Below are 17,539 nucleotides of genomic sequence, written 5' to 3'. Positions count from 1 at the left end.
AGGGAAGCGAACGCGCCCGCAGAAAGGCGACCGCGTTCGCGCGGCGTCAACCGCGGCGCAGTGCCGCGAGCAAAGCCTCGGCAACCGGCTCGGACGAAGCCGGGTTCTGGCCCGTGATGAGCAGGCCGTCGGTTGCGACGTGCGGCTGCCAGTCGGCGGCCTTCGAATACTGGCCGCCGCTGGCCTTCAGCATGTCCTCGACGAGGAACGGCACGACATCGGTCAGTTGCACCGCGGCTTCTTCGTCATTCGAAAAACCGGTGACCGACTTGCCGGCCACGAGCGGCTTGCCATCGGCACCCTTCACGTGACGCAGCACGCCCGGCGCATGGCAGACGGCAGCGACAGGCTTGCCCGCGGCGATGGTCTTTTCGATCAGCGCGATCGAAACCGGATCTTCGGCCAGATCCCAAAGCGGGCCGTGGCCGCCCGGGTAGAACACGGCGTCGAACGCGCTCGCGTCGATATCGGCGAGACGTTTCGTATTGGCAAGCGCCGCTTGCGCTTCGGTATCGGATGCGAAACGCCGCGTTGCATCGGTTTGCGCGGAAGGATCGCTGCTCTTCGGATCGAGCGGCGGCTGGCCGCCCTTGGGCGATGCGAGCACGAGTTCGGCGCCGGCGTCGCGCAGCGCGTAGTACGGCGCGGCGAATTCTTCGAGCCAGAAGCCCGTTTTCTTGCCCGTGTTGCCGAGGTCCTCGTGCGAGGTCAAAACGATCAGTACCTTCATCGGCGTTCCTTTATCGGTGAGGTTCGGGCGCTCGCGCACCCTTCGGATACCGGTCTCTTCATACACTATTAGACCGGTCGTCTAGTACTTCCGCACAATGCGCGACAATCGCGCGCACTTCACGCGCTGCCGCTGCTTCGCGTTCGATTAATTGCCCGGAGACAGGTTCAGCAGAATTCGCGTGGTCGCCAGGGCCGCATCGAGCGGCTTGCGGTCGCGGTGGATCTTTTCGAGCAGCGTCGCGCCGAGCCACAGTTCGTAGAGCGTCACCGCCATGGTCGCGGCATCGCTTACGCCCGCGAGCGAGCCATCCGCGCGCCCTGCCTCGATACACACGGCAATGCGCGAGATCGTCGCATCGGTGCCGAGACGCAGCGCCTCGCGCATGGCCTCGGAAAGGTCGCTCACCTCCGCGCCCAGCTTCACCGCGAGACACTTGCCTACGGGATCGTCGGCACACTGGATCAGGCGCCAGTCGTCCCAGTAGCGCATCAGCTTCTGCGCCGCCGTGCCCGGCGCACGCACGAGCATGTCGTCAAGACGCTCCGCATACTCGGCGAAATACGACGTGAGCAGCGCTTCGCCGAACGCTTCCTTCGAGCCGAAATAGTGATAGAACGACCCTTTGGGCACACCGGCGGCCGCGAGGATCTCATTGAGACCGACCGCGGAAAACCCCTTGCCCAGCAGAATGGGCATGGCGGTATCGAGGATGTGTTGCCGCACTTCAACGGCTGCCGCTGCATTCATGAAGTGAGATGTTACAGAGCGATTAGACCAGTCGTCTAGTAATCTCCCATGATGAGTATTGGCATTTACAGCGGGCCTTACAGCAGACATCGCATCGCAACCGGTCACATCAACCCAGAGAGAGGCAACCCATGACGTCACGCACCCTGCTCTGTTACGGCGATTCCAATACGCACGGCACGAAGCCGCTTACCGTGCCTGGCGTGTCCGAGCGATTCGGCCCCGCCGACCGCTGGCCCGGCGTGCTGCGCGAGGCGCTGGGGCCCGGCTGGACGATCATCGAGGAAGGCCTGCCCGCGCGCACCACGGTTCACGACGACCCCATCGAAGGCCGGCACAAGAACGGGCACGCTTATCTGCGCCCTTGCCTCGAAAGCCAGTTGCCGGTGGAGGTGGTCGCACTGATGCTCGGCACCAACGACCTCAAGACGCGCTTTTCTGTCACACCCACCGACATCGCGAACTCGGTGGACGTGCTGCTCGAAACGCTGGTGGCGTGCCGCGCGGGTCCGGGCGGCTCCACGCCGCACGTGCTGCTCATGTCGCCGGTGCCGATCGAGGAGATTGGTTTCCTCGGCGATATCTTCACGGGCGGCGCGGCCAAGTCGCGCCTGCTTGCGCCGCTCTACGAACGCGTGGCCGTGAAATACGGCTCGGCGTTTCTCGACGCCGGCGAGTTCGCCAGGGTCAGCACGACGGATGGCATTCACTACGAAGCCTCTCAGCACCATCGCCTCGGCAACGCCGTTGCGGAAGTCGTGCGCCAACGCTTTAACGCATAAGCGCGCAGAGCGCTGCCAAAAGAAAAACGCCGCCGGCCCGAAGGCCTGGCGGCGTTTTTCGTTTGCGCTTCACTCGCAGCGAGCGGAGCGCAAGTCCAGCAACGATGAGCGCTTAACGCGACATCATGTTCATGCTGACGTTGTGCATGACCCACAGCGTACCGACGACCACGATCAGGACCGTCAACACCGTGAAGCCAAATGCCGTCACGTTCCAGCGCTGGCCCGACGACGTGTTCATGTGCAGGAAGAACACGAGGTGAACCACGATCTGCACCACAGCCAGCACGGCGAGGCCGAGCAGCGCGGTTTCGCGCGGGAAGCCGCCGTGCAGCACGAGCCAGAACGAAGCGGCCGTGAGCACCACCGCCAGGACGAAACCGGCCAGGTAGCTGCCTACGCTGCCGTGGCTTTCTTCTTCATGGATGGAATGAGCACTCATTTAGATCACGCTCGCAAGATAAACAAAGGAGAACACGCAGATCCAGACGATGTCCAGAAAGTGCCAGAAAAGGCTCAGGCACGTCAGGCGGCGGATTTCACGCTCGCCCAGCGTCGGGGCCTTCACGGCCTGAACCATCAGGACGATCATCCAGATCATGCCCATCGTCACGTGGATACCGTGGGTGGCAACCAGCGTGAAGAACGACGACAGGAACGCGCTGCGGCTCGGGCCGTTGCCCTCGGCGATCATGTTCGCGAACTCATGCAGTTCGAAGTACAGGAACGTTGCGCCCAGCAGGAAAGTGATCGCCAGCCAGACCAGCACTTGACCCTTGCGCTGCTTGTGCGCGCCGATCATCGCAAAGCCGTACGTAATGGACGACAGCAGCAGCACTGCCGTTTCCATCGCGACGCCCTGAATGTCGAACAGGTCCTTGCCGGTCGGGCCGCCTGCGAACTGGTTCTGCATCACGGCGAACACTGCGAACAGCGAGCCGAACAGAATACAGTCCGTCATCAGGTACAGCCAGAAGCCGAACACCGAGTGTGACGGCGGGTGATCGTGGTGATCGTGCTCCGCGAGTGCGGCCGCACTAGTTTTCGTCAACATCAGTTGGCCTCCAGTGCTTCTTCAACCTTGCCACCGCGTTGCTTGTCAGCGAACGCCTTGACCAGTGCGCGGCTACGCGCTTCTTCGTCTGCCCGGACCTTGGCGGCCGGGATGTAATAGCCTTCGTTCTTCTGGAAGCTGTAAGCGATGGCCGTGCCGAGAATGCCGACGAAGCCAACGATCATGAGCCACCAGATGTGCCAGATGCCAGCGAAGCCGAGCACCAGGCTGAAGAAACCGATGAACAGACCTGCGCTCGTGTTCGAGGGCATGTGAATGTCGGTGTACTTCGTGTTCGCGACGTCCACGGTTTCGCGGCCGGTTTCCTTCAGGTGCTGGAACTCATCGAGTTCCGACACATGCGGGATGATCGCGAAGTTGTACGACGGCGGCGGCGACGACATCGCCCACTCGAGCGTACGGCCACCCCACGGATCGCCCGTCAGGTCGCGGTTTTCCGGCAGGTTGCGGTCGCGGATCGACACGTACAGCTGCAGCAGCTGGTGCGCGATACCGATTGCCACGAGCACGGCGCCAACCCACGCGATGATCATCCACGGATGCCATGCCGGATTGTCGTAGTGGTTCAGGCGGCGGGTTGCGCCCATGAAGCCGAGCACGTACAGCGGCGTGAAGGCGACATAGAAGCCCGAGAGCCAGAACCAGAACGCGCGCTTGCCGAGCTTTTCGTTGAGCTTGAAGCCGAACGCCTTCGGGAACCAGTAGTTGAAGCCGGCGAGGTAGCCGAACAGCACGCCGCCGATGATCACGTTGTGGAAGTGAGCAATCAGGAACAGCGAGTTGTGCAGCACGAAGTCCGCGCCCGGGATCGCCATCATCACGCCGGTCATGCCGCCGATGGTGAAGGTGACCATGAAGCCAATCGTCCAGAGCACCGGAGAGGTGAACTCGAGGCGGCCGCGGTAGATCGTGAACAGCCAGTTGAAGATCTTCACGCCCGTCGGGATCGCGATGATCATCGTCATGATGCCGAAGAACGCGTTGACGTTCGCGCCCGAACCCATCGTGAAGAAGTGGTGCAGCCACACGAGGAACGAGAGCACCATGATCGAGCAGGTCGCGTAGACCATGGTCTTGTAGCCGAACAGCGGCTTCTTCGCGTAGGTCGCGACGACTTCCGAGAAAATACCGAACGCCGGCAGGATCAGGATGTACACCTCGGGGTGACCCCAGGCCCAGATCAGGTTCAGGTACAGCATGGCGTTGCCGCCGCCGTCATTCGTGAAGAAGTGCGTGCCGATGTAGCGGTCGAGACCGAGCAGCGCGAGCGTCACGGTCAGGATCGGGAACGCGGCCATGATCAGCACGTTCGTGCACAGCGCCGTCCACGTGAACACCGGCATCTTCATCATCGTCATGCCGGGGGCACGCATCTTGATGATGGTGACGAAGAAGTTCACGCCGGTCAGCAGCGTGCCGACACCCGAGATCTGCAGCGCCCACAGGTAGTAATCCACCCCTACCCCCGGACTGTACGCAAGCTCCGAAAGCGGCGGATACGCGAGCCAGCCGGTCATCGCGAATTCACCCACGACGAGCGAGATCATCAGCAGGATGGCGCCGACCGCGGTCATCCAGAACGACAGCGAGTTCAGGAACGGGAACGCAACGTCGCGTGCGCCGATCTGCAGCGGCACGATGATGTTCATCAGGCCGACCATGAAGGCCATTGCCATGAAGAAAATCATGATCACGCCGTGCGCCGTGAAAATCTGGTCGTAGTGGTGCGGCGGCAGGTAGCCCGGCGCGTTATACGCGAGCGCGAGCTGGGTACGCATCATGATCGCGTCGGCGAAGCCGCGCAGCAGCATGATGAGAGCGAGCACGATGTACATCACGCCCAGACGCTTGTGGTCGACGCTCGTCAGCCACTCCGTCCACAGATATTTCCACTTACCGAGGTAAGTGATGCCACCGAGCACGAATGCGCCGATGACGGCCATGCCGATCATCGTGCCGAGAATAATCGGCTCGTGATACGGAATGGCGTCCAGTGTAAGTTTTCCGAACATGCCTGGTTTACCCCTTGGTCACGCACGACGGGTCACTGAAATTCGTGACGTGGCCGTTGTTGTACTTCGCGATGATGTTGTTGAAGAGCTTCGGGTCGACCGTCGAGAAGTACTCAACCGGAGCCTTTTCGCTCGGCTTTGCGACCGTCGCGTATTGATCCATCGAAAGCTGCGTCTGCGACGCCTTCACCTTCTGGACCCACGCGTCGAAGTCTTGCTGGCTCGTGGCGAGCGTACGGAACTTCATGTCCGAGAAGCCCGCGCCGCTGAAGTTCGCCGAGAGACCGGCGTAGTCGCCAGCGTGGTCGGCGATCAGGTGCAGACGCGTCTGCATGCCAGCCATCGCATAAACCTGGGTGCCAAGCTGCGGGATGAAGAATGAGTTCATCACCGAGTCCGACGTGATGCTGAAGTTCACCGGCGTGCCAACGGGCACGGCCAGCTGGTTCACCGTCGCGATACCGAGATCCGGGTAGATGAACAGCCACTTCCAGTCGAGCGCCACCACTTCGACGTTGATCGGCTTGACATTGGATTCGAGCGGCTTGTAGGGGTCGAGCTCGTGCGTGGTATTCCACGTGAGCACGCCAAGGAACAGAATGATCAGCGTCGGGATGGTCCAGACGACGACTTCGATCGCCGTCGAGTGCGACCACTTCGGCGCGTAGGTGGCGTTACGGTTCGACGCGCGATAGCGGTACGCGAACCAGAGCGTCAGGATGATCACAGGGATCACCACAATCAGCATGGCCCATGTGGAGGTTGCGATCAGCTGCTTTTCCGCCACGCCCACACTTCCCTTGGGGTCGAGGAGCTCCATGTTGCATCCGGAAAGACACAAGGCCAATCCGGCGCTTACGGGAAGCAGTAACCTTTGAAAGGTCGTTCTTTTCATCACGTTTGCCTGAATTTCATTCATTGAATTGTTCCGGACGCGTCCCCTGACATCCGACAAAGGAAGCGCGCCCGCATCATACAGCCGCTTTGATATTTCGCAATCAATGAATGTGGAAAATGACCTTTGTCAAAAGAAGATTGAGACACTTTGTCGCATGTGTTCGCGAGGTTTGTCGCGCCTCGGAAACACACGCACATCGCGCCCTGCTCCGCCCTTGACAGCGGCCCGCCGCGGCTATTTTTCGAACCGAAATTCGAAACCTTCTGGACGCACAAACGCGCCGCACCACCCGTAGGCGGAGCGGCGCGTTGGTTGCGCCGTCAATCTTCAGCGATCACGTCGGCGAGTGCTGAGCACGAACGTCCGTGCCCGCGCGCACTGCATCAGCAGGCGCTGCATCGTCGACAGGTTGCTTGCTGCGACCGGCCTGGGTGACGAGGTTCGCCGCCGAGAGCTCGATCGCGTCGGTCATCGGCTTCGGGTAGAGGCCGATTGCGAGCACGAACGCTGCGAGCGAAGCGAAGATCAGCGTTTCGCGGCGGCCGATGTCGGCCAGCTTCGCAACGCCCTTGTTCGCCACAGCGCCGAAGATCACGCGCTTGTACATCCACAGGGTGTACGCAGCGCTCAGAATGACGGTCGTCGCGGCGATCGCGCCGACCCAGAAGTTCACGCGGATCGCGCCCATGATGACCATGAACTCGCCCACGAAGCCCGACGTGCCCGGCAGGCCGAGGTTGGCCATGCAGAACAGCATCATGAAAGCCGCGTAGCGCGGCATCACGTTGACGACGCCACCGTAAGCCGAGATCGTGCGCGTCTTGGTGCGGTCGAACAGCACGCCGATCGAGAGCAGCATCGCGCCCGACACGAAGCCGTACGAGATCATCTGCACGATCGCGCCTTCGGTGCCGATCTGGTTGAAGAGGAACAGGCCCAGCGTGACGAGGCCCATGTGGGCGACCGTCGAGTACGCGAGCAGCTTGGTCATGTCGGTCTGCGCGAGCGCGAGCAGGCTCGAGTACACCACGGCCACGAGCGAGAGCGTGATGATGGCCGGCGCGAAGAAGTGCGCGGCGTCAGGCGTGATCGGCAGCGTGAAGCGCAGGAAACCGTAGCCGCCGAGCTTCAGCATGGCGAGCATGACGGTCGCACCGGTCGGCGCTTCGAGGTGGACGTCGGGCAGCCAGGTGTGGAACGGCCACATCGGGACCTTCACCGCGAAAGCCGCGAAGAAGCCGATGAACACGAGGATCTGCGGGATGAAGCCGAGCGTGAGGTTGTGCCACACGGACATGTCGAAGGTGTGCGACTGGCTGTAGAGGTACAGCATCGACACCAGCATCAGCAGCGAACCGCCGAACGAGAAGAAGAAGAACTTGACGGCGGCATAGGTGCGGCGCGCATTGCCCCACGAGCCGATCAGCAGGTACAGCGGGATCAGCGTGGCTTCGAAGAACACGAAGAACAGCATGCCGTCGGTCGCCGCGAAGGTGCCGACCATCAGGCCCGAGAGAATCAGGAACGCGCCGAAGTACTGGGCGACGCGCACCGTGATCGATTCCCACGAGGCGATCACGATCACGAGCGTCGTGAACGCGGTGAGCACCACGAGCCACATCGAAATACCATCGATCCCGAGTCGCCACGCCACGCCGAACTCAGGCAGCCATTCGCGGAATTCGACGAACTGCATGCCGGCCGCGTGGTTGTCGAAGCCGGTGATGAGCGGGAGGGTCAGCAGCAGACCGACGACGGCGCCAACGAGCGCGAGCCAGCGGGCGCGCTGCGGATGGCGATCCGACCCGACGCGCAGCACGGCCACGCCGAACAGGATGGGAATCCAGATCGCCAAACTCAGGAATGGAACGGATTGCATTTCAACAGGACCTCAAAAATGCGGAGCAAATAGCTTCCACGGCGCACGTTCAGGTGCGCAAGCAACTTGAAAGATTGACGCGGGGTGAAAATCGAACCAGGCTGGCTGTAATGTATTTGTCAGCGACGAGGCGAAATGCAACACACGTTCAAGGGTTAACGAGGGTAAACGGAATACGGAAGTTTTGCAGCGCAACAACACGGGCCGGATCGACGATTGACGCAAGTCATTGTTTTTATTCAAAAACGTACTAAGAGAAAAAACAACAAACAGGCCATTACAGCCCATTTTTGATCGCGAAAACAGCGCTTTCGACCGCCAGGGCGCTGTGGCGCGCGGCAGACTGTCACGCTGCGCGGCCCGAATAATACCTTACTTGTTTCTTTCGGTTCAATGACTTATGCATCGGGGTGTGGCCCCGCGCGGCCGCCAGAACCCGTGCCAGGCCGGCCCCGCGCGCCCTTGCGCGGTGCAAAAAAAAGCCCCGGCCTTCATGGGGCCGGGGCCAACTCTCACGTTGCGCCAGAACACTGGAACACGCATGGCCCGCACTTTAGCGGCTTGTGTCCCCTTCATTAAGGGTGCTGGCTGGAACAGTCCCTTCCCGGTTCTGGCAGGTCATGTGTCGCTGTGCGCCGCTCACCTTACAAATGAGAATCATTTGCATTTACGAGCAATCTGTCCCAGAATAGAGCCCACGCCGGACGATCCGGCACCACCCGAATGATTTGTGCGGGACCGGAGGCTCCATGAACTACACCGCCCCTTTCGCAAGAAATGACACGCTGATCGACGACACCTTCGTCCATCACCCTGACACCGCCGAGCAGACCGTGCTGCGCGCCGTGCGCACCTGGCTGCGCCCGCATTGCGACGCCTACGCCAAGGCCGAAAGCTGGCGCGGCGTGCTCGCCGACGCCGGACTTGGCGCAGAAGGCTTCGGCTACTTCGATCTGCTGATGGGCACGCTGTGCCGCGCCTCGTGCCGCCCGCTGGACACGCGCTGCCGCTGCGCCTCCGAACTTGCAAAGGACGAAGGCTCGCTGCTGCAGGTGATCGCGCTGTTGCAGTCCACGCGCAGCGAGGCCGCCGTGCAACTCCTCAACGACTGGCTGCCGATGCCAAGCGTGAGCGGCATGCTCAAGACCGCGCGCTGGTTCGCCATCGCGCTGCTCGACGCGGGTTTGCAGTTGAGCGACCGATCGCGCCGCGTCACCTACATGCACTGAATCACCTGCAGCCGTACGGCATGAGCTCATAACCAAAAACGATTTGGGCGCGCGCCTCGCGGGGGTTAGCATCACGCGCTTTGCCGCTATCCGCGCGCCCGCTCGCGTCGCCTCGCATGTCCGCCTCAACTTCCCCCTCTTCGTTCAGCCCTGCCGGCCGCCCGGTGATCCGCAGCGCGGCCGACGTCTCGCAGCTCGTCAACGCCGGGGCGGCCACGGGCAGCAATGCGCGCATTGTCGTGGCCATCGCACTGGGCGGCGTGTTCCTCGATGCCTATGATCTCGGCGCACTCGCCTTCGGCCTCAAGGACGTGGCGCGCGAATTCTCGCTCACGCCTGCGGGCACCGGCTTCGTCGCTTCGGCCATCACATTCGGCGCGATCGTTGGCGCGTTTCTCGGCGGGTTCCTTACCGATCGCATCGGACGCTATCGCGTGTTCATGGCCGACATGTTCTTCTTCGTCGTCGCCGCGATTGCCTGCGCGCTCGCGCCCAACGCCTGGGTGCTCGGCGGCGCGCGCTTCGTGATGGGGCTGGGCGTCGGCATCGACTTGCCTGTCGCCATGGCCTTTCTCGCCGAGTTCTCGCGGCTCAAGGGCCGCGGCAACAAGGCCGCGCGCGTGGCGATGTGGTGCCCCGTCTGGTATGCGGCGATCAGCGTGTCGTATCTGCTCGTGCTCGCGTTCTATGCAGGCTTGCCCGCCTCGCACTCGCACCTGCTCTGGCGCCTCACGCTCGGCTTCGGCGCCGTGCCGGCGCTCGTGATCATCGCGATCCGCAGCCGCTATATCAGCGAGTCGCCGGTGTGGGCCGCGAATCAGGGCGATCTCGCGGGCGCGGCGCGCATCCTCAAACGCTCGTACGGCATCGACGCGCAGGTCGCGCCCGAAGCCGCCGCGAGCGCCGCGGCCAAACCGGCGCGCGTGGCGTCGTGGAAGAATTACGGCGCACTGCTGCGCGGCGTCTATTTGCGACGCACGGTGCTCGCAACGGTCATCGGCGTAGCCTCCTCGTTCGCGTACAACGCGGTCGCGTTCGGCCTGCCCGTGATCATCTCGAGCTTCCTCGCGCAGTCCATGCTCACGACGATCCTCGCCTCGCTCGTGCTCAATCTCGGCTTCGCCTTCGTGGGAGGGCTGATCGCCGTGCGAATCGTGCCGCGCTTCGGCGCGTGGAAGCTTACCGTGTTGGGCTATGCGATCCAGTTCGCGGCGCTCGTCGGCCTCGCGATCGTCGGCAAGCCGGCGACGGCGCCCGAAGTCGTCAGCGCGGTCGCCCTGCTCGCCGCTTTCCTGTTTGGCCAGGGCATTGGCGCCGGATCGCACAGCATGACGTTCGCCTCGCTCGGCTACCCGACCTCGCTGCGCGGCGTGGGCGTCGGCTTCAACCAGACGCTCATGCGTGCAAGCTCAACGGTCTCGCTGTTCCTGTTCCCCGTGCTCGCCACCGCACTCGGCACGCGCGTGTTCTGGATCATCGCGATCGCGCCGCTCGTGGGACTCGCGGCGCTCCTCTCGATTCGCTGGGAGCCTTCTGGCTATGACGTCGATGCGGAAGACTTCGACGCCGCAACACCCGCGCAAACGCTCGCAGGGCGGGACGTAGAAACCGCGTAGTGCGTGCCGATGATGAGCGGTGCTGAAATTGCCAGGCACTAGCCCCGCTTGCTCAACCGCTCACGCAGGTAACGCCGCACGGCGCGCGCCATTTTCGGATACTGCTCGCCGGGCACGGCGAACAACACGAGCGCGCATAGCGCGAGCAGGCTGCAAAAAACAAACGTGCCGCGATAGCCGAACGCCTGCACGAGCAAGCCGGAAAGCACGCCCGAAAGAATCGAGCCGAGCCGCGACGCGTTGAAGAAGAGCGCCGTCGCCCGCCCCGGCGACGAAGGCATCAGATCCTGCACGAAGGTCATTCCAAGGCACGACGTGACGGCCACCACGAAGGCGTTGAGGATCTGCATCGGGATCAGCGCGTGCACGCCAGGCGCCAGCGACATCGCAACGAAGTAGACCGCGTGCACCACGGCGCACGCGGCCAGCCACCACGTCTTGTTCAGCACCGAGGCGCGCGCGCCGAGCGCGAGCATCATCGGGATTTCCATGAACGCGCCGAGGCCGAGCATGATCGACACGTCGATGCGCGTACCGCGCAGGCCATGCACGATGTAAAGCGGCAGCACGATCATCGTCGCGTTGGCCGCGAGGCCGATGAGTGTGAGCGCAACGATCGCGCGCATGATGTCTTTCTGCGAGCCTTCCATGGCGGGCGCGGGCGGGCGCGCGGCCTTCGCCTTTGCTTTTGCCGTTCCCGCCGCCGCTGGCAGCGGCGCGGGGTCGCGTGGCACCCCCGGCTGCACTTCGGCCTGCGTCAGCGGCTGGCCCTCGTACTCCGCTGCGCTTTCAGCGCTCATCTCCCGAGCGACTTCGCCGGAGGTTGGGCGCGCCATCAAATGTTGCGTGGCGTGTTCGTCGTGGCGCGGCTCGCGCATGCGCCAGACGATCGTGCCGCACGCCGCGAAGCTCGCCGCCGCAAACAGGAAGAGCCCGTAGAAGTTCGTCGCCGCGAGCACGAGCGCGCCAACCGCGGGGCCGAACACCCACGCCGCGGAAAGAATCGTGCGCAGCGTCGCGCTCGCGAAGGTCCGCTCGGCGTCGTCGCGTGCGGGCAGCGCCGCGCGGCTGAACGAGAACACGAGCGAGAGCGCGCAGCCGCCCGCGCCGATGAACGCGATGCCCACAAGGAGCAGAAGCCGGTAATCGCGCACGACGCACAGGCAGAGATAGCCGAGCGTGGCGGCGCACAGCGAGACGAGCAACAGGGTTCGGTGCTTGCCGGTGGCGTCGCTCCAGCGGCCCGCGGCGGTGCTCGCGATGACGCCGCTCGTGGCGATGGCGGTCATGAACACGCCGAGCCGGAACGGCGTCATGCCGACGAGTTCGACGCCGAATAGCGAAAGGTAAGGCGCGGTGAAGGACATCGCCACGCCCAGCATGAGGGTGGCGCCGGCGAGCGGCAGGAAACCAGGAATACGCAGAAGACCGGCAAAGCGCGAGTTTTTGAGCACGGCGCGGCGGGTAGTGGCGAGGAGAAAGTTGCCCGTGCGCGCGCGGTCACGCGACGGCCATATCGACGCCGATTATCGGGCCGAACTCCCACACTGTGCAAGGTTGATTCGGCAACGATCAACATATGGGTGGGCTATCCACAGGTTTCGTGGACAGGCTTGTGCGTAACCCCGGGACGACTGCGCCAAGTGCTTGAAGCGATTAGGGTTGTGTGCAAAGTTGTTGCTGATTGTGGCAGTGGCGGCGTATCCCGGAGAAGCGCGCTGGTGCTTTTCCACAGATTTTGTTGGCAAAGCTGGGCAAGTATTTCCCCACAGCGCTGAAGCCCTTGGCACAAGGCTTTGCGGGGCATGTGGGGGGAAACTGGCATTCCCCACACGCCCACCAACATCGTTCCCCCACGTTTCCCATGGGGGGGACGGTCTACAGATTAAACATGTGTCCTGCAAGAGACGCAAGCTAACGGCAAATCGAACACCGCTTTAACAAGTCACTTGTGCAGGAAAATCTTCGACAGGTCAATTGTGCATGCTGCGATGCACACGTGGGGAACTACAGAAACTTTCCCCACAGTCAGCATGAGAGGGGCATGCAGTCGTTCATGACCTGGTTAGCAGAGACAACGTGCCATTGCCGGAACTCGGGGTCGTAGACGGCGAACTGGTCGAAGTCAGGGTCCGCGCCATCTATCTCCACAACCGGGGTATGCCGCCAGGCCTGCCCGGCCAGCGCCTCCAGACTGTGCCGGTCCCACGCGCTGAAGGTCTGCACCGTCTCCCGCCAGGCGAACAACCCGGCCCGCTCGCGAATGCGCTCGATCAGGAAGCTGATCGGTGCAGGCAGCTCCCGCACCGTCTTCCTGGACTCCATGACCGGAGCCGTGGACAGCACGGCATCCGGTGTCCCGTCTGCGCGTACCAGCACCCGGCCGGAGCGGGCACGCCACGTGCATGCTGGCAATCACTGAGGCATGCCCCGTTGCTGTCGTCCCGGCCACCCGGAAAGCGCTGACCGGCTGCACCGTGAAGCCCGCTTTCGCCAACGCAAGGTCGGGCGTTCGCCCGATATCGACCAGTGCATCGAAAGGCGGCGGGTAGTAGCGCAGCGCCGCCTGACCGTCGAACATCGAACATCGAACAACCGTGATAGCTGGCCTTCCCGCCCGTTTCAGCGAAAGCAATCACCCAGCCAAGTGGCTCGCTTGGCCCCGATTTATTTAGTTGTACAATTTAATACTCCCTCAATTTCCCCGCTGTTTTGATGATAGGGCTACGGGAAAATCACACCCTGTGATTTTTCCTGTGCCGCAAGTATTCAGCCTTCATCGCCCGCTGGTAGGCTTCCATGCGTCGCCACGCATCCACAAAGCGCACCTGCGGGCGATCACGGTACGCACTGATCCAGCACGGTCTACCCTGCTTCTCGTACCAGCGCCACACGGCGGCTACCTCCTCCAGGAGAAAAATATTTCCTCAATCAGGTCTCCGATAAAATCGCCGATACCTTCCAGCACGGCGGGGAGTTTCGCGCGAAAGCGGTAGAGGAACAGCACGATGAACGTACCGGCGCAGACGCACGTGATGAAGGTATCGGCATCGTTCCAGCCTTTTGGAAACCCCAGCATGCAAGCCTCCCACGCGGACAGAAGGCCCAATAACTCGGGGATCAGCATCGTGTCGTAGTCGTACTGTTCCTTCCACGGCACATCGACCGGGGCACGTTCTTTCGCGACCACGTTCAATGAAATACCCTGACTGTGAGGCAGCGCGACGAGCTGCGCTCCCTGACCGAACTGCGCCATCTTCGCGGCGAGCGCCTGAAGCAGCCAGCGCGCCACCGGAGCCTGAGGACCAATTGCGGGATCGAGCCCATGCTGTTCCACCTTGAGGGTGGATTCCCGTACCGCCCCCAGGCTCGCATGCTGCGCGAGGCCCTTGAGGCGGCTGTACCAGAAGTGGCGGATCGTGCCCTCCGACACCTGTTTGGCGTCGAGCAGCAGGCCCAGCAATTGGTCGGCCTGGTCGGCCTCGCCGGTGATCTGACGCAGCAGCCACGCCTGGCGCTTCAGTTTCGGCTTCCCACTGCTCACGCTCCTGTGGAGTCGAGGGATAGTCGCGGTCGAAGGTCACGCGGGTTGGATTCTTGTAGTCCGAATGGAAATCGACACGAACCAGGCTGGACTCCAAACCGACGACCTTTATATCCATGAATGCGCCTGCATTCAGGTCGTAAGTGCCAGCGGCAAATTTACTAGCGCTGGTCGTCTTCATTTTGAACGTCACCGTGCTATGCGGTGCAAGATTGACGGTCCCATCAGGAAACTCATCCGAATTCTCAAGCACCTTAATGTGTTGCGGGTTCAAATTGGTGACTCGGACGGGGATATCCTCACCCTCGGGCGCACGATAATCCCGGTAGCGCCGCACGATTTCCATGTGGGCCGACTGCCTGCCTGTGATAAATCTTCCAGTATTGTCTGATTCCGCCATAGGACATTTCCTTGATATGGACTGCTAACCTAAGAATGCGCAGCGCTTGCGCAAATGGACAAATCTACCCACGCTACCCGCAAGCGCCGCGCAGCGCCTGGCGCATCGTCAAGGACGCATCGCATTACCCACAAGGCATAGCAGCAATGCTTATGCGGGGCTTAGTTCAGGCACGGGTTCGAGGAAGGCTTCAGCAGAAAAATGAACGAGTTCGAGCAGACATTCCAGCGCCCTCAACCGGGCTGGATCAGTCGTGGTCTCCTTCACCCTTTCTGCCAGCACGGCCATGCATTCGAAGAAAACCAGATGTCGTTCGACTTCGTGATGAAGACGCGCGATCTCGACAGCCAGGCTGAAATTAAACAGAGTAGATGTTTGCGGGACCCGTGCCCCGCGAACCAAACTTCTCCACAAATTCAGTGGAGAGCCTTGTGCGTAACCCAGGGACGACTGCGCCAAGTGCTTGACGCGACTCGCATTGTCCGCAGAGTTGCCGATTGTGGCAGTGGCGTCACATCACCGAAAAACGCGTTGGTGCTTTGTCCACAGTTTCCGTTGACAGCCCTGTGGGCAACTTCTGGACATCCGCACCAAGCCCATGATTAGAAACGGAAAGTCCTCAAACACCACAGAAAATGCACGTTTTCTGCGCAGCAAAGTTGTCCACAGTTTTTGGTGACAAACCTGTTGATAACCGCCTGGAGAGTGCGCCAACTCATTGATCGGATGGAGAGTTCGTCGCTTGTGTCGCGCTTGCATCAATTTGCGCTTCCGATGGGCAACCGGGGGGCGGCGGCGCAAACGTTTCGCGGCCGGCGCCGCCCTCTCCCCATCGATGCAAACAGCACTCAAGCCAGATCGAGCGCCGCCGTGAGATCGCCGGGCGGCGTCTGCCCTCGCGAGACGATTGCCTGATCGCGCGAAGCCACGCCATCGAGCGGCGCAAGCCCATGCACGCGGCTGATGAAGCGCAGGATCGAAACCGTGTCGTAGAACGTGTGATCGACATAGCCCTTCTTCGCGAACGGCGCGATCACGAGCGCCGGAATGCGCGAGCCCGGGCCCCAGCGGTCGCCCACGGGCGGCGCGACCGGATCCCACCAGCCGCCGTTCTCGTCGTGCGTCACGACGATCATCGTGTTCGCCCATTGCGGGCCGCGCTGGATGTGCTCGATCACGGCCGTGATGTGGCGGTCGCCCGATTCGACGTCCGCATAGCCTGCGTGCATGTTCAGGTTGCCCTGCGGCTTGTAGAACGTGACGGCAGGCAAGCGCCCCGCATCGATGTCCGCCAGCAGACGGTTGGTCGACGGATCGTCGCCCACGCCCGCATCGCGCAGGTGGCGCGAGCGCGCGGCCGTGCCCGGCGCGAAGTTAGCGAAGTAGTTGAACGGCTGGTGGTGGTACTGGAAGTCGGGCACCGCGCCCGTGTCCTGATGGTCCAGCGCGTACTGCCACGCCCCGCTGTACCAGGCCCAGTCGACGCCCTTTGCCGAGAGCCGGTCGCCGATCGTCGCGTAGGTCTGCGGGCGCAGCACGCGCGGATTGGATGGGTCGGCGAGCGCGGGGTTGCCGTCTTCCGAAGGCCGCACATTGCTCGGCTGATACGGCGGCGCCATCGTATTGACGGCGTAGCCATCGGGCGTGAAGAGGCCGTCGTTCACGAACTTCGGCGGGCCGTCGAGCGCCGAGGCCGGCGAGTTCGCCGCGACCTTCAGGCGCGTGCCGGCGGGATCGTCGCCCTCCACGACCGAGGCGAGATGCTTGGCGGCGCTCGTCTGGATATCGGCGTATTGCGGCACCTGCGCCGAAATCAGGAAGATGTGGTTGAGCCACGAGCCGCCAAACGCGGCCATGAAGAAGTTGTCGCAGAGCGTGTACTGCTGCGCGATATTCCAGAGCTTCAACGTCTGCGCGGAATTCTCGTAGTAGCCCATGACAAGGCCGCCCGAATCGCCCCACGCGGCGAACTGGTTGTTGCGCCCCGCGTTGATCTGCATCTGGTTCTGATAGAAGCGATGGACCAGATCGCGCGTGATGATGCCGTTCGGCAACGGCTTGCCATGCGTATCCACGATCAGAAATGGGCCGTTCGAAAGGCCCGTGATCTGATGCTCCGCAATCATGTAGCGCTTGCCATCCAGTTCCTGCGCCTGGGGTACGAGGCCACCCCAGATTTTCGGCAACTGCGGCAGCGGCGTCCTGCCGTCACGATCGAGCTGCGCGTAGCGCTCGGCGCTCACGCTCGCCAGCGGCGTTTGCACGCCCGGAAAATTGCCGTACAGATTGACGAAGCTGCGATTCTCCGCGTAGATCACCACGATCTGGCGCACCTGGTCGCGCAGCGCGGCGTCGACGCGCGCGTCGGCGGCACTGCGCGGCGCGCTCGACGCGCTCTGCACCGGCGTCTCGCAGCCGCCGAGCGCGAGGCCCACGCCAACCGCCGCCAGCCCGCCGAGCACACGGCGGCGTGTGGGGTCGTCCGGACCTGCGGGAATGGAAGGTTCTTCGGGGCGCCCGTTCTTTGTGTCGTCGTTCTGCTTCATCAGCCTGCCTCCATGGTCGAGGGGACGCGCATGACGCGCGGCATACCGCGAATATTACGCAGGAGGATACCGGTTCGG

The 17,539-nt window shown here is 62.6% G+C and carries 14 protein-coding genes; 3 read left to right on the top strand and 11 right to left on the bottom strand.

Going from position 1 to position 17,539, the window contains the following annotated elements; all coding sequences use genetic code 11:
• Window positions 1-46 precede the first annotated feature (46 nt).
• Both FAZ97_RS17070 and FAZ97_RS17065 read right to left on the bottom strand, forming a co-directional pair.
• The gene (locus FAZ97_RS17070) at window positions 47-730 is read right to left on the bottom strand and encodes a type 1 glutamine amidotransferase domain-containing protein (RefSeq protein ID WP_158759633.1); all 684 of its coding nucleotides are present in this window, start codon (window positions 728-730) and stop codon (window positions 47-49) included.
• 147 nt (window positions 731-877) lie between these two features.
• Window positions 878-1,480: a TetR/AcrR family transcriptional regulator gene (locus tag FAZ97_RS17065; protein ID WP_158759632.1), complete on the bottom strand. Its 603-nt coding sequence runs from the start codon at window positions 1,478-1,480 to the stop codon at window positions 878-880.
• A gap of 131 nt (window positions 1,481-1,611) precedes the next feature.
• On the opposite strand from FAZ97_RS17065, the gene FAZ97_RS17060 reads away from it, so the two are divergent.
• Complete coding sequence (locus FAZ97_RS17060) at window positions 1,612-2,262, top strand: SGNH/GDSL hydrolase family protein (RefSeq protein ID WP_158759631.1); 651 nt, start codon at window positions 1,612-1,614, stop codon at window positions 2,260-2,262.
• Between the two features lie 112 nt (window positions 2,263-2,374).
• On the opposite strand, the gene cyoD is transcribed toward FAZ97_RS17060, so the two are convergent.
• From cyoD to FAZ97_RS17035, 5 genes are all read right to left on the bottom strand, one after another.
• Window positions 2,375-2,704: a cytochrome o ubiquinol oxidase subunit IV gene (gene cyoD / locus FAZ97_RS17055; RefSeq protein ID WP_158759630.1), complete on the bottom strand. Its 330-nt coding sequence runs from the start codon at window positions 2,702-2,704 to the stop codon at window positions 2,375-2,377.
• Window positions 2,705-3,316 carry a cytochrome o ubiquinol oxidase subunit III gene (gene cyoC, locus FAZ97_RS17050; protein ID WP_158759629.1) on the bottom strand — a complete coding sequence of 204 codons (612 nt, stop codon included), beginning with the start codon at window positions 3,314-3,316 and terminating at the stop codon, window positions 2,705-2,707.
• The gene (gene cyoB / locus FAZ97_RS17045) at window positions 3,316-5,349 is read right to left on the bottom strand and encodes a cytochrome o ubiquinol oxidase subunit I (protein WP_158759628.1); all 2,034 of its coding nucleotides are present in this window, start codon (window positions 5,347-5,349) and stop codon (window positions 3,316-3,318) included. Before cyoB ends, cyoC begins: the two co-directional genes overlap by 1 nt.
• Before the next feature lie 7 nt (window positions 5,350-5,356).
• The gene (cyoA, locus tag FAZ97_RS17040; RefSeq protein ID WP_158759627.1) at window positions 5,357-6,244 is read right to left on the bottom strand and encodes a ubiquinol oxidase subunit II; all 888 of its coding nucleotides are present in this window, start codon (window positions 6,242-6,244) and stop codon (window positions 5,357-5,359) included.
• A 337-nt stretch (window positions 6,245-6,581) separates the two neighbouring features.
• Entirely contained in the window at window positions 6,582-8,126 is a 1,545-nt protein-coding gene (locus FAZ97_RS17035; RefSeq protein WP_158759626.1) for an NADH-quinone oxidoreductase subunit M, read from the bottom strand.
• A 749-nt stretch (window positions 8,127-8,875) separates the two neighbouring features.
• Here FAZ97_RS17035 and FAZ97_RS17030 point away from each other — a divergent pair.
• Together FAZ97_RS17030 and FAZ97_RS17025 are read left to right on the top strand one after the other, a co-directional pair.
• Window positions 8,876-9,355: a hypothetical protein gene (locus FAZ97_RS17030; protein WP_158759625.1), complete on the top strand. Its 480-nt coding sequence runs from the start codon at window positions 8,876-8,878 to the stop codon at window positions 9,353-9,355.
• 116 nt (window positions 9,356-9,471) lie between these two features.
• Window positions 9,472-10,971, top strand: coding sequence for an MFS transporter (locus tag FAZ97_RS17025; RefSeq protein WP_158759624.1), 1,500 nt, complete (start codon window positions 9,472-9,474; stop codon window positions 10,969-10,971).
• Window positions 10,972-11,009: 38 nt separating this feature from the next.
• On the opposite strand, the gene FAZ97_RS17020 is transcribed toward FAZ97_RS17025, so the two are convergent.
• The 4 genes from FAZ97_RS17020 to FAZ97_RS17005 form a co-directional block, all read right to left on the bottom strand.
• Entirely contained in the window at window positions 11,010-12,425 is a 1,416-nt protein-coding gene (locus FAZ97_RS17020) for a sugar efflux transporter (RefSeq protein WP_158759623.1), read from the bottom strand.
• Between the two features lie 574 nt (window positions 12,426-12,999).
• Window positions 13,000-13,296, bottom strand: a complete 297-nt coding sequence (locus FAZ97_RS35380) for a hypothetical protein (protein WP_233271780.1) — start codon at window positions 13,294-13,296, stop codon at window positions 13,000-13,002.
• Window positions 13,297-13,870: 574 nt separating this feature from the next.
• Entirely contained in the window at window positions 13,871-14,515 is a 645-nt protein-coding gene (locus tag FAZ97_RS17010; protein ID WP_158759622.1) for a hypothetical protein, read from the bottom strand.
• Window positions 14,516-15,763: 1,248 nt separating this feature from the next.
• Window positions 15,764-17,461, bottom strand: coding sequence for an acid phosphatase (locus FAZ97_RS17005; RefSeq protein ID WP_158759621.1), 1,698 nt, complete (start codon window positions 17,459-17,461; stop codon window positions 15,764-15,766).
• Window positions 17,462-17,539: the final 78 nt, after the last annotated feature.

This window comes from Paraburkholderia acidiphila (genome assembly GCF_009789655.1).
GTDB classification, from domain to species: Bacteria; Pseudomonadota; Gammaproteobacteria; order Burkholderiales; family Burkholderiaceae; genus Paraburkholderia; species Paraburkholderia acidiphila.
Note: the sequence above shows the minus strand (reverse complement) of the source record. Positions and strands in the feature narration are given on the sequence as shown.